The sequence below is a fragment of the Gorillibacterium sp. sgz306347 genome (assembly GCF_059735245.1).
In genome coordinates this window covers 271,686-290,780 of sequence record NZ_JCAPET010000001.1, presented here as the reverse complement: position 1 = coordinate 290,780, position 19,095 = coordinate 271,686, and the positions used below count along the sequence as shown (strand labels likewise).

22 protein-coding genes are annotated in these 19,095 nt (G+C 56.2%); 8 read left to right on the top strand and 14 right to left on the bottom strand.

Annotation, left to right across the window (positions count from 1 at the left end; translation table 11 throughout):
- Positions 1–2: 2 nt before the first annotated feature.
- The 7 genes from AC6I6H_RS01265 to AC6I6H_RS01235 form a co-directional block, all read right to left on the bottom strand.
- On the bottom strand, positions 3–389 hold the full coding sequence (locus tag AC6I6H_RS01265) for a head decoration protein (protein ID WP_497949903.1): 387 nt from the start codon (positions 387–389) through the stop codon (positions 3–5).
- A complete protein-coding gene (locus AC6I6H_RS01260) occupies positions 389–1,489 on the bottom strand; it encodes a head maturation protease, ClpP-related (RefSeq protein ID WP_497949899.1) in 1,101 nt (366 codons plus the stop codon). Before AC6I6H_RS01260 ends, AC6I6H_RS01265 begins: the two co-directional genes overlap by 1 nt.
- Positions 1,437–3,038: a phage portal protein gene (locus AC6I6H_RS01255; RefSeq protein WP_497949896.1), complete on the bottom strand. Its 1,602-nt coding sequence runs from the start codon at positions 3,036–3,038 to the stop codon at positions 1,437–1,439. The genes AC6I6H_RS01260 and AC6I6H_RS01255 overlap by 53 nt, the downstream gene beginning before the upstream one ends.
- A 14-nt stretch (positions 3,039–3,052) precedes the next feature.
- Positions 3,053–3,298 (bottom strand): DUF6148 family protein, encoded by a 246-nt coding sequence (locus AC6I6H_RS01250; protein ID WP_497949892.1) that lies wholly within the window; start codon positions 3,296–3,298, stop codon positions 3,053–3,055.
- An 18-nt stretch (positions 3,299–3,316) separates the two neighbouring features.
- The gene (locus AC6I6H_RS01245) at positions 3,317–5,152 is read right to left on the bottom strand and encodes a phage terminase large subunit family protein (RefSeq protein ID WP_497949888.1); all 1,836 of its coding nucleotides are present in this window, start codon (positions 5,150–5,152) and stop codon (positions 3,317–3,319) included.
- Positions 5,130–5,663: a hypothetical protein gene (locus AC6I6H_RS01240; RefSeq protein ID WP_497949884.1), complete on the bottom strand. Its 534-nt coding sequence runs from the start codon at positions 5,661–5,663 to the stop codon at positions 5,130–5,132. The genes AC6I6H_RS01245 and AC6I6H_RS01240 overlap by 23 nt, the downstream gene beginning before the upstream one ends.
- A gap of 593 nt (positions 5,664–6,256) precedes the next feature.
- Complete coding sequence (locus AC6I6H_RS01235) at positions 6,257–6,469, bottom strand: hypothetical protein (RefSeq protein WP_497949879.1); 213 nt, start codon at positions 6,467–6,469, stop codon at positions 6,257–6,259.
- A gap of 94 nt (positions 6,470–6,563) precedes the next feature.
- Here AC6I6H_RS01235 and AC6I6H_RS01230 point away from each other — a divergent pair, with 94 nt between their 5' ends.
- The 3 genes from AC6I6H_RS01230 (at position 6,564) to AC6I6H_RS01220 (ending at position 8,451) form a co-directional block, all read left to right on the top strand.
- Positions 6,564–6,764, top strand: coding sequence for a hypothetical protein (locus AC6I6H_RS01230; RefSeq protein ID WP_497949874.1), 201 nt, complete (start codon positions 6,564–6,566; stop codon positions 6,762–6,764).
- Between the two features lie 28 nt (positions 6,765–6,792).
- A complete protein-coding gene (locus AC6I6H_RS01225; protein WP_497949872.1) occupies positions 6,793–7,059 on the top strand; it encodes a hypothetical protein in 267 nt (88 codons plus the stop codon).
- A 273-nt stretch (positions 7,060–7,332) separates the two neighbouring features.
- Positions 7,333–8,451, top strand: a complete 1,119-nt coding sequence (locus AC6I6H_RS01220; RefSeq protein WP_497949867.1) for a tyrosine-type recombinase/integrase — start codon at positions 7,333–7,335, stop codon at positions 8,449–8,451.
- Positions 8,452–9,036: 585 nt separating this feature from the next.
- Here the strand turns inward: AC6I6H_RS01220 and AC6I6H_RS01215 are convergent.
- Positions 9,037–9,195 (bottom strand): hypothetical protein, encoded by a 159-nt coding sequence (locus AC6I6H_RS01215; protein WP_497949862.1) that lies wholly within the window; start codon positions 9,193–9,195, stop codon positions 9,037–9,039.
- A 173-nt stretch (positions 9,196–9,368) separates the two neighbouring features.
- Here AC6I6H_RS01215 and AC6I6H_RS01210 point away from each other — a divergent pair, with 173 nt between their 5' ends.
- Positions 9,369–10,115, top strand: coding sequence for a restriction endonuclease (locus AC6I6H_RS01210; protein ID WP_497949857.1), 747 nt, complete (start codon positions 9,369–9,371; stop codon positions 10,113–10,115).
- 37 nt (positions 10,116–10,152) lie between these two features.
- On the opposite strand, the gene AC6I6H_RS01205 is transcribed toward AC6I6H_RS01210, so the two are convergent.
- On the bottom strand, positions 10,153–10,980 hold the full coding sequence (locus AC6I6H_RS01205) for an alpha/beta hydrolase family protein (RefSeq protein WP_497949852.1): 828 nt from the start codon (positions 10,978–10,980) through the stop codon (positions 10,153–10,155).
- A gap of 305 nt (positions 10,981–11,285) precedes the next feature.
- Positions 11,286–12,071, bottom strand: a complete 786-nt coding sequence (locus AC6I6H_RS01200; protein WP_497949847.1) for an SDR family oxidoreductase — start codon at positions 12,069–12,071, stop codon at positions 11,286–11,288.
- 244 nt (positions 12,072–12,315) lie between these two features.
- On the opposite strand from AC6I6H_RS01200, the gene AC6I6H_RS01195 reads away from it, so the two are divergent.
- From AC6I6H_RS01195 to AC6I6H_RS01185, 3 genes are all read left to right on the top strand, one after another.
- The gene (locus AC6I6H_RS01195; protein ID WP_497949845.1) at positions 12,316–12,519 is read left to right on the top strand and encodes a hypothetical protein; all 204 of its coding nucleotides are present in this window, start codon (positions 12,316–12,318) and stop codon (positions 12,517–12,519) included.
- A 71-nt stretch (positions 12,520–12,590) separates the two neighbouring features.
- Complete coding sequence (locus tag AC6I6H_RS01190) at positions 12,591–12,752, top strand: hypothetical protein (protein WP_497949840.1); 162 nt, start codon at positions 12,591–12,593, stop codon at positions 12,750–12,752.
- A gap of 249 nt (positions 12,753–13,001) precedes the next feature.
- Positions 13,002–13,169: a Spo0E family sporulation regulatory protein-aspartic acid phosphatase gene (locus AC6I6H_RS01185; RefSeq protein ID WP_497949837.1), complete on the top strand. Its 168-nt coding sequence runs from the start codon at positions 13,002–13,004 to the stop codon at positions 13,167–13,169.
- A 182-nt stretch (positions 13,170–13,351) separates the two neighbouring features.
- Here the strand turns inward: AC6I6H_RS01185 and sdaAA are convergent, their stop codons facing one another.
- Positions 13,352–14,260 (bottom strand): L-serine ammonia-lyase, iron-sulfur-dependent, subunit alpha, encoded by a 909-nt coding sequence (sdaAA, locus tag AC6I6H_RS01180; protein ID WP_497949834.1) that lies wholly within the window; start codon positions 14,258–14,260, stop codon positions 13,352–13,354.
- The gene (gene sdaAB / locus AC6I6H_RS01175) at positions 14,257–14,952 is read right to left on the bottom strand and encodes an L-serine ammonia-lyase, iron-sulfur-dependent subunit beta (protein WP_497949829.1); all 696 of its coding nucleotides are present in this window, start codon (positions 14,950–14,952) and stop codon (positions 14,257–14,259) included. Before sdaAB ends, sdaAA begins: the two co-directional genes overlap by 4 nt.
- Before the next feature lie 261 nt (positions 14,953–15,213).
- Here sdaAB and AC6I6H_RS01170 point away from each other — a divergent pair, with 261 nt between their 5' ends.
- Entirely contained in the window at positions 15,214–15,408 is a 195-nt protein-coding gene (locus tag AC6I6H_RS01170; protein WP_497949824.1) for a hypothetical protein, read from the top strand.
- Between the two features lie 6 nt (positions 15,409–15,414).
- Here AC6I6H_RS01170 and AC6I6H_RS01165 read toward each other — a convergent pair whose 3' ends face one another.
- Together AC6I6H_RS01165 and AC6I6H_RS01160 are read right to left on the bottom strand one after the other, a co-directional pair.
- Complete coding sequence (locus tag AC6I6H_RS01165; protein ID WP_497949819.1) at positions 15,415–17,859, bottom strand: ATP-binding protein; 2,445 nt, start codon at positions 17,857–17,859, stop codon at positions 15,415–15,417.
- Positions 17,856–18,218, bottom strand: coding sequence for a response regulator transcription factor (locus AC6I6H_RS01160; protein ID WP_497949817.1), 363 nt, complete (start codon positions 18,216–18,218; stop codon positions 17,856–17,858). Before AC6I6H_RS01160 ends, AC6I6H_RS01165 begins: the two co-directional genes overlap by 4 nt.
- Between the last annotated feature and the right edge of the window lie 877 nt (positions 18,219–19,095).

The window sequence follows — 19,095 nt, the reverse complement described above, 5'->3', positions numbered from 1 at the left end:
GATTAAGCCTCCCCTACTACTCTTTTGGTGTACAGTTTGGCGTCGTTGAGCGCCGCCTCGTGGTCTTCGATGGTGTCCGTACCGCCAAATTTCAAGGCGGCGCGGTTAAATTCCCCTTGCGTGTAGGCCGTTGCTCGCACGTCTACGGCGGTTGCATCGACTTCCACGTCGGCCAACACGCCGACCGGAGTCATCGCCCCGCCTGTGCCCGCCGAGTTTACAATGGTGCAAATCCAAGTTCCGTCCTCTGCAAACCCGGTGCGGGCCAGTACGGTGCCGCGAGTAAATACCGCCCCGGTCGCCTGCTCAATGATGACGGATTGTGTGACAATCGGCTGGACCATGCCCGCGATCAGGTTATCGTAAGGAACGCTTTCGTATGCCGGCATTAGGACCGACCTCCCTTCATGGCTTTGATTTCTTTCAGGATCTCATCAGCTTCCGTTTGGCAAACCACGTCCTGCGTCGGTTTGTTTTGGGGTGCCGGTTCAGGCGTAACGTCGTTTACACCGCTCACATTGGCATCGTTCACCCTGTTTTTGGCTTCCGTATTCAAGCGAGCTTTCGAAGCGTTGACGATTTCGATAGCCGCCTCCGCCGCTGTTTTTCCGTCTTTGATTGCCGCTGCTACGATTTCAGCAGCGCCGGGCGCTCCGGCCAGCGCGTTCAGATCGTTGATGCGGGCACGCTCAGTTTCTTCCCCCTGCCTCATGGCGGCCCGGTAAATGTCCGGGTATTTTGCTTTCAGTTCCTCCAGGTCTTTCACTTCGCTGTCATCTCCTTTTGCGCTCCGTGGCGCGGGTTCTTCCTCCGGCTCCTCGTCCGGTGTCTCGGGTAGCGACGGAATGGAGGCAAACGCCCTCATATCAAAACGCTGGTTGCCGAATGTGGCGATTCCGTTTTTGATCGAGGCCGAAACTTTCGTTTGGCGATCAACCTCATCAGCGAATCCGAGGGAAACCGCCTCGTCAGCCGTCATCCACGTTGTGGCGTCCATCATGGCTTTGAGGTCGTCCTCGCTTTTGCCCGTGCGCTCTTTATAAACGCTGATGATGGATGCCTGTGTCTTGTCCAGCATGTCGGCCGTCTGGCGAAAATCCTTGGCCTCCCCCATCGCAATCGTCCAGGGGTTGTGTGCCATGACCATCGCACCCGTGCCCATAATGATTGTGTCGCCCGCCATCATAATCACGGATGCCGCAGACGCGGCCAGGCCGTCCACTTTGACGGTTACTTTGGCCTTGTGGTCTTTAAGGTACTGGTAAATGGCGAGGCCCGCGAACACACTGCCGCCCGGGCTGTTGATCCGGACGACTATCTCGTCAACGTTGCCCATGTTTTTGAGCGCCCGCATAACACCCTTGGGCGATACGGAGTCATACCACCAGGACTCCTCATCCTCGATAGGTGCGTAAACAGTGAGCTCTCCGGTGCTGTTATTGATCCTCTTCGCGTTGAAGATCGGAGTCGTCTTCGCTGTCATCGGCATTTTGTTTATCACCTCCCCCGCCGGATAATCCGTATTGATCCATCAGCTTACGTTCATAGGCGAGCTGCCGGACGTTGCTCTCGTATTCGGTGCCGGTCAGTTCTGCGGCCTCTCGCTGCCGCGTGGAGTACCCACCTGCGACGCGCAGATCGGCCGCTGTAACCTCTTTGACCGGATCAAGCTGTCCTTGTGCCGGTCCGTGCCATTCGGCCCGCGTGTACGCCTTAAAAAGCCGGGGATCATCAAATATTCCCGGTGCATCAATACGCCCGGAATAGACCGCCTCGGCAAACCACTCCTCGTAAATCGGCTGGCAAAAGCTGCTTGCCATCCACACCCGGCGCATCCGGAACATTTTCCACGCTTCAAGCAACGCGGCTCGGGAGGCAGAATAAGAGCTGGTGAAATGGTTGAGCAGCAGCTCATACGGGATCTCAAGCGACGAACCAATCTGCCGGACAACGGCCGTAACGAATGGGTCAAAACCGCTGAACGGCCGATTCGGGTCTGCGAAGGTAGCCTTTTCCCCTGGGTTGAGGAACTGCACAGCTCCGGTACCGAGTTTGAGGTCATTCCCCGTCGTTGGAAGGGGCTCCCCCGTGGGATTATCAATCTCCTCAGGCGTCAGCCCGAACTGGTCCGTTTCCGTTCCCGGATTCTCAATAAACACCGTAAACATGGCGCTGATTACGGCGGCCATAAGCTCGGCTTCCGTGTACCGCTCCAACTGCTTCAGAGACTCGATAACGGGGGCTAGGATCGGCACACCACGGCGCTGCTCCGGCCGCTCTTGCTCCATCAGGTGCAGCACGTTCCGCCGGCCGCTGTTCTCACCAATGCATGCTACGCGTTCCCACTTCCCGGGCGTAGCCAGATACGAGCCCGGGTGCCTGTCGGAAAACCAGTAGGCTATGACTATGCCGTCTTTGTCCACCTCTACCCCATTGCTGATCTTATTGGTATCCGTCCCATCCCGATTGGTCGGCGTGCTGCAGCGGTCGGCTTCAATGATCTTGATCCGCAGGTCATATAAGGCATGCTTGCGGGGGATCAGCGGTAGCAACACAAAGGCGTCTCCAGAAATTAGCCAGGACAAAAATGCGAGCTGCTGCAAATCGTAAAAATTACCCAACCCCGAGGCATCGCAGTCCTTGGAATCAGCCCACAAGGAAAATTCCCGCTCAATTTGCTTCCGCAATTCGCGGGATTGTGTATCGGACAGACGCAAATAATCGGCGTCGAATGACGGCTTGAGCCGCAATCCTGTGCCGATTACATTGGTCCTCATGCGTTTGAGCGCCCCATTTGCAAGCGAACCGCCCATAAATAAATCACGCGCTCGCGGCCGCAAAGCTTCGAGATTTGCGTGGATGTCTTCCTCGGGATCGCCACCGACCGGGTTCCACTCTTTCAGAGCATTCTTTTTCCGGCTCGCGCCGTGGTCGCCGTACCCTTGATTAAGCACCCGCTGGACGGCCTGATCCCTTGCGATACTGGCCCTCGCCCGCTCTCGCTTTGCTGCCATACCCGGTGCGACGGCTGCAATCATCTTGTCGAGCCTGTTCATAGATCAGTCGGGACGTACCGACGCAATCGGCTGCGCGGTCGAAGGCCGGCGGCCAGGCGCTCCAGTTCGTGGACCCTTTTGGTCCAAGTAGCAATCTGGATGCGGACTTCCGGCAGATTGACGCGGGTCAACGACTTCGTTCCGATGGTATATGACTGCGATGTCGCGAGCGCGAGTTCCGCAGCTTCCCAGGCGGCTAAATGTGTGCGGGCTTTTACAAGCTCCGCTTTGTAATCGGGCATCCTCTTCACCTCCTCTCCCTATATGCTGCTTGATGTGCCCCGCCTGCGGCTCTTCTGCTGGCCTGATTTCGGCCGCTGCTCCTGACCGGACGCAATCGGCAGCATGTCGTCCAGATCCGGATTGAGTAATTCCAGCACACCGAGGTTGTAGACGTGCAGGTCAAACGGTTCGTTTCGGTTCCGAATCTTTTGCCATACCTGATACGTGACGCCCATCTTTTTCTTTTTGACCAACGTCTCGGCGGTCAGGCCGAGGAAATAATCCTCGTTATATCCGCGGTTGTCATGGCCCGGTTGGTTGGCTGGGAAATGGCAGTACCCGGGTCCGTACCGTTTCCGTCTGAGGTCATTCGACGCGCGATATTTGCCGTCGTCTACCCCCAGCCGGATCAGCGTTGCCTTGTACCGGTTGTTGCGAGAAAAGCCGTTGTAAAACGGGATGTACCCGCCAAACTCTTTGGCCTCCCCTTTGATGGCGTAGATACGCCGGCCAAGACGGGCCGCGCAGAACTTGTAAACCGCGTCGGTATAGTGACCGCCAGAGTCCATAAACGCCCCCACGATCCGGAAAGCTCGGCCCTCCTTGTCTGTCCAACGGCGCTGCAGGAACTCATCCAGCTCCTGCCATGCCCGAGGCTGATCAAGGTCACCGTGAATGACATGGTACCGGATGCCCCACGACTCCCGGCCCGCTCCCCACCCTTTGACCTCGATCTCAAACCGGTTGTCCTGGGTGTCGATTGCAGCCGTCAGAATCTTAACGCCTTCCGGGACATCGGCATCGTAGACTTCGCCGCGCTGCATGAGTTCGGACTCGTCCAGTTTTTCGCCGATGGTGCGCCACGTCTCACCCATGACCGTATTGGTCCAGACCTGAAGCATATCAGGGTCATCCTTTGCCTTTAGAAACCCCGTGACGATCTTTTTCCAGGTAACCCAAGGGCTGACGATCTGGTTGAGATGAAACCCCCGCCTGCTCGGATGCTGCTTCTGTGCAATCCATCGGCCGACTCCGCTCTTCCACGCCTTTTCCGAGTTGATCGAGCCGCATACCTTGCACGCTGCCTCTACGCTTTCCACTTCGCCGGCATCGTCCCGCGTGAATTTCAGGCAACTAAAGTCAAGCGCCCGAAACTCGCCACATGATGGGCACGGCAAACACCATTGTTCTTGTGTGCTGTCCTGGTACAGTTTGTTGATGCGCGACGTTTCCTCCAAAAGCGGTGTCGAGACAAAGATATGCTTCCGGTTATGGAATGTCGTGGTCCGTTTCGTGACCAGATCAATCGGATCACCCTCCTTCCCAGCCGATGCCGGAAACCGATCCACCTCATCGGCCAGCACCACACGGGCCGGACGCGAAGACAGGGCCGCCGGTGAGTTCGCACCAACCAAAGCCACATACCCGCCGAGGAAGCTTTTTTTGGCGATTGTATTGGATGCGCTCCGCCCCTTGGCCGCAGCAAACACCCTCCTCAGCCGTGGGCTGGCGTTTATCATTGGCGTGATCCGCTCTTGGCTGGCCGCCTTTATCAGCCCTTTGTCGGGCAGCATGTAGATGATTGGCCCTGGCTCCTGATCGGCGAAGTACCCGACCGTATTCAGAAGCAATTCCGTCTTCGCCACCTGGGCAGATGCCATGATTGCAATCTCTTCCGTTTGAGGATCGTTCACGGCATCCATAATGTCTCTCATGTATGGGACGCGCTCCGTTCGCCACGGCCCGGGCTCCGCCGAAGCTTCCGGCGAAAGGATGCGGTGTTCGTCTGCCCACTTGGAAACGGTCAACGGGGGACGCGGTTCCCATAGCCGGGCGATCTCCCGGAATAGGTCAGCCGTCTTCTTCGGGATCATCCTCATCACCCGCCTTATCTCCAAACTGTGCCGGGTTGTAGCCGGTCAGGCTGGACAGGGCGGCGCTGATTTCTCGCGACAGGACCTTTTCGACGACCGTTGACGGCTCGCCATCCAATTGCAAGCTGATCCTTGCGGGGATTGCGAGCAGTTTTGTCTTTGCCGTGACGATCATATCGCTCATCAGGACTTGCACGTCTTCGGAAGAATGCAGGTTTCCTTGCATTTCGGCCAACTCAAGCGCTGCTTTTTCGGCCTTGATCCGCTCGTGTTCCGTCTTATAATCAACCAGTCGCGGTTTTCCTTCGTCCTCTTTGCCCCCGGAAACGTGTTCGATGTACGCCTGCACAGCCTCCCCGAGTAAATACTTCCCCCGCCCGGTCTGAGTGAGAATCCCCTTACGGGTCAATTCGCGAATCCATTGCGGCGTTTTCCCGATGACTTGCGCCAGCTCCGATGTCAAAATCTCCTGATCTGCAGCTTTTACCGTTATCGCCTTCGGTTTCGCCAATATCACCGCCTCACTTTCGTTTTAAATGGTCAAATTGAATTACTAAATTTGAATGCATCAATTCGAAGCAAAAAATAAAAACCACCTTCCAGGTCACCCGGAAAGCGGAAAGCGAAAGTAAATTTCAACCAAAAAAACTGAACGGTTTTCGGGCTCGCGCGCACCCGCAGTCAAACTTTACCCCAGAGGGACCCGCGTTCGCTTCGTGACATTTCAGCACATTTCCCAACACTTCCTCACGTTTACTCACAGTTGCGGACAGAAGCCCTTGGAGCCCCCTAGGCAGCCTCCTATTTTGGTGCTATGCTGTGATGGAAATTAATAGGAAGGTGGTGATTCTCATGGCAACGACTATCCAACGGGTATACGGAAAAGGTAGACACGATGGACTGAAGATCGGTATCCTTGTCACCGCTGCAGTGGGCCTGTTCATCTGGCTCGTGGTGCGGGCAAACAGAGAACCGCAGTACATGTAACACCGCTTCTCCACTTGCCGCCGCTGTGCGGCTCTCTTTTTGTTCCCCCTCTCCCCCATTGGCGCTGCGCGCCGCATGTATGAGAAAAGCCACCCCGGATGGAGTGGCCTATCCTGTCTATTCAAGTTCGCGAATGATTGATTCCAAGCGAGTTTCCCTAAATTCATAATATCTAATGGCGCGTGTATTAATCACTTTATCTCTGACTTCCACCCATTCTTTTGTTTGAATGAGAGCGTCTATTTCGTGTTTCTCTACCTTGTTCACATTCATGAACTCTAGCCGCTGTTCCTTGTCAAAATAGATATAAAGTCGATACCGATCCGACATCTGCCCACCTCCCCCCCTATGATGTAGCTAATTTCGACAACCACGAAGGAAATACCTTCCTTTTGTCGAAGCAATTTGCAGGAGGTGAACAAGCATGCCAACGTTTATATCAGGCGAACCACTCGACTCCACTGGCGCACTCGGCGCGGCCTACTTTCTCGCTGTCCCCGTCTCCGTCTGGCGTGACGGCCAGATAAAAGACTATGGTGGTAAGATCGAGCAGGTTGCCCCTGAAAGCGTGTGTATCAATGGCGTTCATTACATGCGCAGCCAGTACCAATTTAAGGTAAGGTAAATAATTCATACACTCAGGAGGAATGGCAATGTCTATTCTTGCAACATTGGACTATAGAAATAATAAATATGCAATCAGTGAGGAACACTTCTTCATTTACGATGCGCAAGGACATGAACTTGTTAGATACCCTCTCGAAGATGTTAATGCCGCTGGCGATCCCGAGAGAGAGTACACGTTTTATTTCCCTGAACGTTACGGACAAGAGAAAATTGTCATAACCAATGAACCGGAATTACCGGAATTTCTTCAAGTGTTCCAGAACCAACGGGCAACTCGCTTCCCCAACGCGTAAAACTCAACAGGAAACAATAAAGAGACGATCAATCTCGCGCAGCTCGCCTCTCGGGCGACATGGAGCGTTTTCGCTCCGGCGCGGTTGTCGTCTCTCTTTCATTTCCGATGATATAAATATACCTCATGCTTAACAAAATGGTTTATGCTTTTCCTTTAATTATCTTGCGTTATTTCTTTGTGCATTCTGTTATCCCGTATAATTCCCGTTGCTTCTTCCGTACCTTTATTTTACAATGCAAGAAAGGATGGGGATCATTCGAGGAGGAGTCACATGCCTGTTTATAAGGATGAGAGCGCAAATGTCAATCCTTGGTTCTTCGAAGTTAACTACACTGATAACGGTAAATACAAAAAGAAGAAGAAGCGGGGATTTAAAACAAAGAAGGCTGCCGAGGCTGCCATGGTCGCATTTCAGAGCGAAGTCAACAAAGGGACCTATGTGGAGCCATCAAAGGTGAAGTATAAGGATTTCCTGGGCGATTACTTGAAGGACAAGCGGACAAAGGTAAAAGCCCGGACGCTTGAAACCTATTCCGGACTGGTTAACAATCACATAATCCCACACCTTGGAGAAAATGAAATTTCTAAGATCGCACCTCGTATGATTCAAGACTTGTATAACACGCTCTTTGAGAATGAAAGCCTCTCCGACGAAAACATCCAGAAGGTTCACACCCTCATAAACGAATCCCTGAATAAGGCCGTATCGTGGGACATGCTCTCCAAGAATCCGGCTGCGGTTGTAGATCGTCCGAGTGCACGGAAAAAGGAAATGCTTTTTTGGGACGATGAGGAGGTACAGACCTTCCTCAAAACCGCCCAGGGAGATCGCTATTATCACGCCTTCCTGCTCGCCTTAACAACTGGTATGAGGCAGGGCGAGATATTGGGGCTTCGTTGGAGAGATGTAGACTTCGACAGCCGATCAATTTCAATTCAGCAGATTCTCGCCCACAACGGGAAATCATTTGAGACCGGAGCAAAAACTGAATCCGGTAATCGTTCGATTGGCGTGGACAAGGTGACCATTGCAGCGCTCAAGAAACTTCATACTCGGTACAAACAGGAGAAGATCGCCGCCGGCGAAATATATCAGGATTACGGCCTTGTGATATGCACCACGCTTGGAACGCCTCTTTCTCCCCGTAACCTGAACCGATCTTTCTACAATCTGATCGAAAAAGCTGGCGTAAAGAAAATTCGTTTCCACGATCTGAGGCACACGCATGTTGTCTATCTCCTAAAGATGCGAGAAAACAATAAGCGGATCGCCGAGCGCTTGGGATGGTCCAGCGTGAAGATGATCGACAAATATGCCCACATCGTCCCGCACATGCAACAGGAAACGGCTGACGCTTTCGGTGAAATGTTCTACCGCACAAGGACTTAATTTGGCGCGAATTTTGGCGCGAAATTCTAAATAATCAGGGGAAACAGGGGATAACCGCATCCCACCTATGCAGCCGATAAACCCTTATTTCATAAGGATTTGAGCATATTGGATCATCGCGGATAATTGGCGCGGAAATCTTGACAGGGTGGGGGTCAGTGGTTCGAGCCCACTACAGATCACTTGAGAAAAACCCTTACAGCGTAAGGGTTTTTTGTTTGCTTGTAAAAAAGCTTCATTTGAAGCGACAAAAGGCCCGTTATCAGAACCCCACCTGCCGATTAGGCAAAGTGAGTTGTTTCAAATAAAATACTATCCAGTTTCTACCTTCAAAATAACGCGCGCAACTTCATAGCCTGGGGTGCCCGCCAGGGCATGGGTGGCTAACGGTTGCCACAGCGCTTATTCGCCCAAAAAACCCCTGTTTCCGTTTCTAACGGTTGTGGAAGCGCTTATTTGCCCCAGAAAGACCAAAACGCTCCCTCTCCGAGCCAAATAAGCTCCGTGGCAACCGTTAGATTTTGAAAAGTCTCGTTTTAAGCAAAATAAGCTCGCTGGCAACCGTTAGAATTTGGCCGTCCCCCTCTAAAGCTTTGGCAAAAACAAAAGCAGCAAGGTTGCCAGCGGCCCAAGCAAAATAGACAAAAGAAACCTATTCAGGCCGCTGCGATTTTTTCCTTGCGCCAATCCGGCGTTAATCAAGGCGAGCGTTCCCCATCCAACAACATATCCATTTTCCGGCACCGTTCATTCCCCTCTTCCTGATCGTTTTTCCTTCTTACGAAGATCATGAGAGCGGGTTCCGCAAAGAAGCACAAAAGCTTCCCACCCACCTAGTATATATATTTAGCAATTTGTTACAGGAATCCCCTTCGTTTTGTCGAATATTTCCTTATATCGTGCGACGGAGGTTATCCATGGCCAGAGGGAAAAGCAAAGCGAAGCAGCAAGACGAAGCGATCAAAGCCGCGTTAGGGTTAATCGTACTCGTTATTGGATTCGGGACTCACGAATTAACCGGGTCTATGGAGTTGGCTATTGCAGCAACTGCGCTGGGAATTGGTGTATTTGTTGCCCTGTTGATTTTCGCCGCTATCAAGCGCGAAGAACGATTGAAGCGCTCTGGAATAAAGGAAATCGACAAGATGGACGGAGTACAATTCGAGGATTACCTGGGACATTTGTTCAAATTCCAAGGGTACAAAGCTAACGTTACAAGAGCGGCAGGAGACTTCGGCGCCGATCTCATTCTGGAAAAGGGGAACCGCAAAGTAGTTGTCCAGGCCAAACGATACAGCAAGAACGTGGGCATCAAATCCGTCCAAGAAGCCCAAGCCTCCAAAGCTCATTACGGAGCGTCGGAAGCCTGGGTAGTTTCAAACGCTGACTATACCGCAGCAGCCGTGACCCTCGCCGAGTCTAACCAGGTAAGGCTTATCGGCCGCTCCGAGTTAATCGAGATGATGCTTCAGATGAACGAGTCGCAACAATTGAACCGTTCTGCCCCGCCCGTTTCTCCGCAGCAAGTAATCAAAGAAAACCCGCAGACTGTCATAACCTGTGCTCGTTGCGGCAGTAACATGGTCCGCCGGAAAGGGCCGAGAGGCGAATTCTACGGGTGCAGCCGTTTCCCTGGTTGTAGGCATATTCAGCAGATAAAATAAATAAAAGCGCCGAGGTCAAACAAAAAGAAGCCCGTTTTCACGAGCTTCGTTCGTCCAGCCAGGCTAATGTCAGGCGAATCGCTTCCTCCAGCTGCGGCGTAGTCCCTTGAAACGGGTGAACCGCGCCGAAGGTATGGTTGCCGCCGGGCACCAGATGCCACGGAATGTCCGGGCGCAGCTTCACGAGCGCCTCCGAGCCGCGGCGCAGCCGCTCTCCGTCCTGGTCGCCCTGCACCAGCACGACCGGCAGGGCCGGCAGCGCGGCGACGCGGCCGCGGATGTCGAACCGTTCACGGTTTGCCTCCAGGTCGTCCAGAATTTCGCGGTCGAGCGGCATGTCCTGGCCGGTTCGCGCATTCTTGACGTACGCCCGTCCGTTCCGGCGCATCTCCGCCTGATCCTGCTCCGAAAAGATGTTCAGGTCGGTCACTCCGTTCCAGCTGACGACACCGGCTACGGCCTGCGGAAACTCGGCGGCATGGAGCAGCGCCGCACCCGCGCCCAGGCTGTGGCCCAGAAGAAACAACGGCTTTCCCGCTCCTTCCACTTCCGGAAGCTCTCCCCTCAGCAAAGCGGCAAGCAGAAACGCCAGGTCCTCCAGCTGCCGGGACCCCGTGTTCTTGGCGAACCGGTCCAGCTCGTTAAATTCCAGCGGGTTATCCCCCACCCCGTTATAGGAAAAATTAAACGTAACCGCGTCGTAGCAGACCGACAGCTTTTCCGCAAGGTACGGAAAGAAGCCCCAATCCTTGAAGCCCTTAAAGCCGTGACAGATGACAACCGTCCCCCGGCTTTCTTCCCTGGCGGGAAACACGTCCCCGCGCAAAACCCGGCCTTCCTCCACAAGCAATTGAAAAGAAGCCATGCAGCGACCACTCCTCTCTGGGTATGCGGCAAACTTACCCGTCCGCTTTGCTTTCTTCCAGTATAAGTTTCCGATCGTACGTATGTCCAATTTGCACGCCCCCAGGGCCATCCATCCCGTCTGGATGGAGCTGCTTGCCCCCTCGCCCGCAAAGCAGTAAGGGGACGCCTCTCCCGACCGGGAGCGACATCCCCTTTCATGCCGCATGCCTGGCCGCGCGGCTGGGCATGCGCTCTAACTCCTTTTGCGCGCCGCCGGACAAGCAGTGAAGACGGCGGCGCAAGCCCATTGCGGACCCGGCTCCCTTACATCAACAGAGATTCCCCGCCGTCAATGTAAACGGCCGTGCCCGTAATGTGGGACGATTCCTCCGAAGCCAGGAACAGCACCAGATCGGCCACCTGCTCGGAGGTGCCGGGCTTCTGCTCCAACGGATGCGAGCCTTCCGGAAATTCGACCGGAATGGCGATGTGCTCGACGCTGTCCGTTTTCTCCGTATTTTCGTCAATGTTTGTTTCGATGGCGCCGGGATTAATCGAGTTGACGCGGATTTTGTACTGCGCCAGCTCAAGCGCCGCCATTTTCATAAACGCCACCTGGCCCGCTTTGCTGGAGCTGTAGGCGCTCGCGCCGAAGCTGGTGAATTTGCGGTTGCCGTTGATGGAGCTCGTGATGATCACGCTGCCGCCGTTCTTTTTCAGATGCGGGATAGCATATTTAAGCGTGAAAAAGGTTCCGCCCAGGTTGATCGAAATGGTTTTGTTCCACTCCTCGACCGGCAGCTCCTCAATAGGCGCCCACATCCCGTTGATGCCCGCGTTGGCGAAAACAATGTCCAGCCGGCCAAACCGGTCCACGGCTTCCCGGATGCCTTTTTCCACCTGATCGGGCTGTGAAATATCGGTTTGCACCGAGAACGCTTCTCCGCCCGCGGCCTTGATTTCGTCGACCGTTTTTTGCGATTCCTCCGGAGTGCGGTCCAGCAGGCAAACTTTTGCGCCCTGCTGGGCCAGCTTGATCGCCGCGGCTTTTCCGATGCCCGACCCGCCGCCCGTCACGACGGCAACCAGTCCTTCCACTCGTTTGCTCATGTTGATCCTCCTTGTGTATGACTCGCATTGGACTGTGAAAGCGGGGACCTGCTGCCAGGTCCCCCGGCTTCCTCTCTGCATACTTACCCCGTTTTTGCAAAACATCCCGTTTCCGGCGTATTTTCCTCTCGAAAGGTTCAAAGAATAGCCACATCTCCCATTAATTTTCCAAGCGATGGTAAACCAAACGAAACGGAACCGGTTTCTTTGCGTATTACCGCTAAAACGAACGGAGGGACCTCGCTTGGCGATCGGGTTTGCTTTTCTGCTGGGCATGCTGATGATCGGCTTTGTCCTGCTTGCGCTTCATATCGCCGTTTGCGTTTGGGTGTACCGGGATGCCGTGGGAAGAGGCCGCAGCCGGGAATTCGGCTTGCTGGCATTGATCGGGACGCTCTTCTTCCCGGTATTGGGGTTCATTGTCTATCTGGTCATACGCAACGATTAACGGAAGACGGAAAGATTTCGCTTTGGCGGATACAGGACGGATCGGCAGGTACGCAGAAGGATGGTGACGGGATGGGGACGTTTGGACGAGGCATATTTTACATTGTGATGGGGATCCTGGCGCTGGCCGTATTCTCCACGATGGTGGGCGGAACGGTAGTCTTTCCATGGTTTATTGCGCTGCCTTTGATCGCACTGGCGTTTTGGGCGGCTTCCCGGAAGAAACGGCGGTAGGAAACGAAGCGCTTGCCCCGGAAATACATTCGAACCTGCGGCGGCGGACGGAAGATTTTCGACAGAAAAAGGTAATTTATTCCTGAGTGTCGAATTGGGAAGGAGCGAATAATCCGGTTCGCTTCGAAATCTCCGTTAACGCAGTCGCCAGCGCGCAGGCGCGCTGCTTGAAATAGATTTCCGCCGGAAAAGACTTTGTACGCTTGTGGGCAGCCAATGGCTACAGGGAGCGATAGGATGTCACAGGAAATGTACGAAGTGATCAGGCAGATTGAAAACTTGAGAAACCGGTTGGCTGCCCTCGCGGAAACCAAGTCTTTTACCGATCCCGACCTGGTGACGGCTAGTCAGATGCTGGACGCCGCGCTCAATCAATACGACCGGATTCTAAGAAAGAAGAGCACTACCAAGGCCTGATGCCGTTTCAATGCCGGCTTCCTCCGGACGGTTGCCGGCCGGAGGAAGTGCTTTCCCGCACCGGACACGGAAAGGGAAACCCCAAGCAAGAAGAAACGGACATGACTGCTGGTCATGTCCGTTTCTCTATGCCTGCGGACGGAGCCCGGCTTCGTCTGCAGGCTGTTTTTTCCGCTCCGCGCCTATTCCCCGTCCGGCCGGTCGGTTCCGCTTTTGCCCTTGCGGTACAGCTGATTCATGATGGCTTTGCCGGTCGGCGTTTGGGCCAGGCCGCCTTTGGCCGTCTCCCGGTGCTTCTCCGGCATGGATACGCCCACGTCGTACATGACCTGAATCACTTCGTCGGACGGAATCACGCTGCGGACGCCCGCCAGCGCCATGTCCGCCGCTGCGAGCGCGGTGACCGCGCCGAAGCCGTTGCGGACGATGCACGGAATCTCCACCAGGCCGCCTACCGGATCGCAGATCAGCCCGAGCGTGTTCTTCAGCGCAAGCCCGACGGCGTGAACCGCCTGCGCGGGCGAGCCGCCCATAAGCTCGGTGAGCGCTCCGGCCGCCATGCCGATCGCGGAGCCGACCTCCGCCTGGCAGCCGCCTTCCGCGCCCGAGACAAAGGAATTGTTGGCGATCACGTACCCGATCGCACCGGCCGCAAACAACCCGCGCACCATATGATCGTCCGTCCAGCCGAACCGTTCCTGGGTGCTGATAAACACGCCGGGAATGATGCCGCACGAGCCCGCGGTCGGCGTCGCAATGATCCGCCCCATCGAAGCGTTGACCTCCGAAACCGCGAGCGCATAAGCCATCGCACGCCCGGAAGCGTCTCCGAGCGCAGACGGCGAGCGTTCCAGGCGCCCCATGACCCGGCGGGCGTCGTTACCGGTCAACCCGCTCCGCGAAGTGGTATCCTCGTTCAGCCCCCGCTCCACCGCTTCCTTCATGATGCGGTAATAGTCCGCCATGGTGCGGAACTCCCGCTCGGGGCTGCGGCCCGACTCCTGCGCCTGATCCTCCAGCATCAACTCCGCAATGCTCTTGTTCTCTCGCTCGCAGCAGGCCGCGAGCTCCTGCAATGTCCGAAATCTCATTCGTGCCCCTCTTCCGGTTCGGCGTTTGAGCCAATTTCGACCTTCTTGACGAGACGGACCTCTTCGATCGCCTCAATCTCCCGAATCAGCTCTTCCGAAAAACAATCGTCCGCCTCGATAACGGTCAGCGCGTCGCCGTTGCGCATTTTGCGGTCCAGGGCCATATGGCCGATATTGATAGCGTGCTGCATCAGCACACTTGAAATACATGCAATCATGCCCGGCTGGTCCCGGTGCCAGATGACCAGCGTCGGATACATGGCCGAGAATTTAACGGCGAATTCGTCCACCGTCACCACTTCGATGTTGCCGCCGCCGATGGAGGCGCCGGTTACGCTCAGCGTCCGGTCTCCGCCGGACAGGGTAAGCTTGGCCGTGTTGGGATGGCCCACCGTCGCGCTTCCCCGGCGGAACGTCACGCTCATCCCCGCTTCCGCTGCAAGTGCAAGGGAATCGGGCAGGCGCGGGTCGTCGGTGGCAAAGTCCAGCAGGCCGCCGGCAAGCGCCAAATCGGTTCCGTGTCCCTGGTACGTATCCGCAAAGGAACCGAACAAAACGATATCGGCCGAAGCCGGCTGCTCGCCGAACAAATGCCGGGCTGTTCTGCCCAGCCGGGCGGCCCCCGCCGTATGGGAGCTGGATGGGCCGACCATTGCCGGCCCGATGATGGAAAAAACGTCCTTGAAGCGCAACCTTGCACTCTCCTTGGTTCCTGATGTGTGTCCGCCGCAATCCCGGCGGAATCCCTTCCTTATATTACGGCTTGCCGCCCCGAAAAGGAAGGGCATTTTCGTGAAGAATGCATGTTTTCGAGCAGGATATGGAAGGAAAGCTCACCTGCAGCGGGGAACGGACGGAACGTTTGCGGCCCGAAGGGGCATGCTGAAAAAAGCGGTTCTCCACAGGAGAACCGCCGCTATGCCATCCACAAGCAACAGGAGGAAAAAAACAACATGCTGAAGCCCGGCGATCCTTTAACCGCTACGGCCGATCTGGCCGCCGCCCGCTGGGGCAAAATTCCGGTTTCCGTTTGGCAGCGTGGCCGGCAGATCGCTCCCGGCGGCGTTATCGAACGCGTCGAAGCCGCTGCGGTCACCGTCAAAGGCATTCGTTATGCCCGGGACATATGCGAGTTCCGGCTTTGGTAGCTAACGTCAATCGGGTGAGCCGGCGCGGGGCAGAGAAACCGTAAAAACGCTCCCTTTGCCAAGCTCGGACTCTACCTCTACCCGGCCGTTATGCCGCTCGATAATTTCCTTTACAATGGACAAGCCGAGCCCCGTGCCGCCGATCTCCCGCCGGTCGGTGTTGTTCACCCGGTAAAACTTCTGAAAGAGCCGGGGAATGGACTCCCGGGGGATGCCCAACCCCCGGTCTTCAATACGAACGGAGACGCGGTCGTTCGTAACGGAGCCGGTAACGGTAATTTCGCCTCCGCCGGGCGAATATTTCACCGCGTTGCCCAGCAGATTGGCAAATACCTGGTGAAGCTTGGCGGCGTCTCCCCGGACGGTCATTCCGTCCGGCCCGCCGTCCCACTGAAACCGGTGGTCCGGGGAGGACGCGCGCGTAACCTCCACCACTCCGGAAACCAGCGAGGCAAGTTCTACCTCCGCCATTCCGTAGGTCTGCTTGCCCGACTCCATCCGCTGCAGATCGAGAAAATCGTTGACCAGATTAGTGAGCCGCTTCGCCTCCTGATGAATCGTTTCCAGGTACTTTCGCTGGCGCTCCGGCTTCAGCTCCCGGTTCAGCATCAGCTCGGCGAAGCCCAGTACGCCGGCGAGAGGGGTTCTTAACTCGTGGCTGACGGTGCTCACCAGCTCCGACTTCATCCGGTCCACTTCATACTCCTTTGTCATATCCCGGTGAACCAGCAGCGTGCCGATTCTTTTGCCGTTCTGGTAGAGCGGCTCCCGGTACATGCGGATGATCAGATGAGCCGGGACGGAGATTTCATAATCCAGGCTGGTAGAATGACCGGAGCTTCTTTCCCCGGCCTGCTCCAGAAAGCGGATCGCCGGCTCCGGGTCCGCCAAATGCTCGCGAAGCACATGCTTGAACGCTTCCAGCCCGACAAGAGGCTGCGGATCGACAAGCAGCGTGCCGAACAGCTCGAACATCCGCGAATTCAGGTGCAGCGTCGTGCCCTCGTTGTCCAGAAGCTGAATGCCCTCCTGCACGGTATTGAGGATGTCATTGGACAGGCGCCGCTGGGCTTCGCTTTGTTCAAACAAAGCCAGCTTCTCGAAGGCAATGGTCACCTGCGCGGTCATGCCGGCGATTTCCTTTTGCTCCCGCTCGCTGTAAGGGCTGCCGCTGCGGCTCAACGCCACGCAGGCGATCGCTTCCCCGGATGAGCCGAGAACGGGAACATACAGATCGCCGGCGGGATGCGGCCGATCGTCCAGTCCTTTTTCCGCCGGAGTCGTCTCCCGGATTTGCTGAAACGGTTTTCGGGTATCCGAGGCGCGGCGCACGGGGCCTTCGCCGATGGTTTCCATAAACCGGGCGGCTGTTTCCTCCGAAACGCCCACGGCGGCGTAATCGCCGGCGGGACGCAGCATTGCCAGCATGCCCTTGTCAGAGTCCGTGATTTCCACCAGATGAAAAATAATGCCGGAGAGCAGCTCCTTCTTGTCGAGCGTGTTGGATATGGACTGAATGAGCTGGTTGCGCTTCTCAAGGTACGCCTCGTTTTTTGCCATCTGCTCCAGCGCGTTCTGCAGCTCTTCCTGCTGCATTTGCAGTTCATCCTGCTGCGCGTGAAGCTCCTCGTTTTGCGCCACCAGCGTATCTTCCTTGTCCTGAATGCTCCGCCGCATCTGATGCAGGGTGCGGGACAGCTCGCCGATCTCGTCGGGCCTGTCGCCGTCCCCGTTCGGCAAAAAAGATTCCCCCCGCGCAAACGAGCCTGCCTGCTCCGTCAGCCGGCGCAGGGGATTTCCGATATCCGTTGCAACCCGCCGGGCAATAAAGCCGAACAGTATCATGACAGCGACAAGATAGATCAGAAAAATCAGCCCCTGTGCCGACAAATCGCGGAACAGCCGGCGGTTTTCGTCCTCTCCCAGCTGCCGGACCTGCCGCTCAAATTCCGCCGCGTAGCGGATCAAATTGTTAACAGGGTTGTCCTCCCCGGCGGAAATCAGCTCGCGCAGCGCCGGATAGTCTCCTGTTTGAGCCAAGGAAACCGCCTGGGGCAGGAGCCGGTCGAAATAATCGGCGAAAAAGGCTTCAATGTTTTCCATCAGCTCCTGCTCGGACGCGGTCAATTCCAGCTGCCGGACTTCCGCCAGCGCTTTCTCCAGCTGTTCTTTTTCCAGAAAAATCTGGTTGTACTCGTAATCCGATAAATACACGTAATACCCGCGGGCGCGGAGAATGATTTCGTTGGCATGGGCGGCGATCTGCACGACGAGCGCTTCCTTGCGCTCGATCTGCTCCGTCCGGGTGTCGTACCGGTTCAGGATGTTCAGCGTGCTCCATAACATAAACACGGCGCCGAACAGTACGAGAAACAGAGCCGTCGTGATCAGAGCGATCACCCGGCGGGTAATGCTTGTGCGAAAAAAGCGGAACCGGGCGAGCAGCCTCACTTCAGCATCTCCTCCACCTTTGCCAGCAGCTCGAACGGGCTGAAGGGCTTGGCCATAAAGCCGTCCGCGCCCGAGCGAAGCACCTGCTCCCGCTCCTCCGCCTGATTTTTGGCGGACAGCATCAGGATTTTGACGTCGCTTCGCTCCGGAAGCCGCCGGGTTTGCAGAATCACTTCCATTCCGGTCATGAGCGGCATCATGTAATCCAGGATCAGCAGATCGAAGGCATCCGCCTTGATTTTGTCGAGCGCCTCCTGACCGTCCGCCGCTTCCACCAGCAAATAGCCTTCCTCTTCCAGCGTATCGGCGATCAGCATCCGCAGCACCGGCTCGTCTTCGGCAATCAGCACCTTTTTCATGGGGTCGTTCCCTCCGCACTCAATCTTTTGTAGGTTTCCTGCAATTCATAATACGACTTCTTCAGCCGCTCCTTGTAAACCGGCGTCTCCCAGGCCGCCCACTGGTAGAGCGGAAGGTCGTCCGCCGCCAAACGCCCGTCCCGGGCGCGCGGAAGGGAATCGAAAATGCGCGCCCCGCCCGGTTGATCCCCGGCGGCGCTGGCCGGGTCGTAGGTGAACGCGGAGATGCGGAAGCCCTCGGTGAACGCATCGGCCTGAAGGCCGTCCGTCCACAAATCGCCCGTAATTTTCCGCTGGCTCGGGTCCTTGACGTTCAACAGCTGCCACGGAATCCGCATTTCAACCGTTCCGGAGGCCGAATCGAAGGCCACATCCGTCAGGGAATCGTAATCCGGCGCATCCGGGTTGCCGTTGCCGAAGTGAAGCTTGCCTGTTTCGTACGCCTCAAAAGGCAGCTGCTTCGCTTCCCCGTTCGGATTCGGAATGGCGAGCGCTTTGTTTAACGCCAGGAACATGCGGCTGAACCGACCGTTGTCCTTTTTGCCGTTGGCCGGATCGAACGGAATCAGCCCCAGCTCGCTGCCATATTGAAACGAAAAGACGTCGTAATAGCTGTCGACCCACACCGCCGATTCTTCCGGTCCCTTCAGATCGATGGCAAAATCCATGCCGGTTTCGCTGGTCCAGCCCGAGCCTCCCGGAAGGCGGCTTTGGCCCTGGTTCTCCGCCGACCCGATCAGAATCGTGGCGTTCGTTTGCGACCAGTCGAGCGCCCGGCCCGCTCCCTCGTCTCCCAGTTGGAGCCGCAGGTAGAAGTAGCGCTCGTCGCTTGCCGCTTCCAGCAGGCGGATCGCGCCGGCCGAGCCGCTTGCTCCGG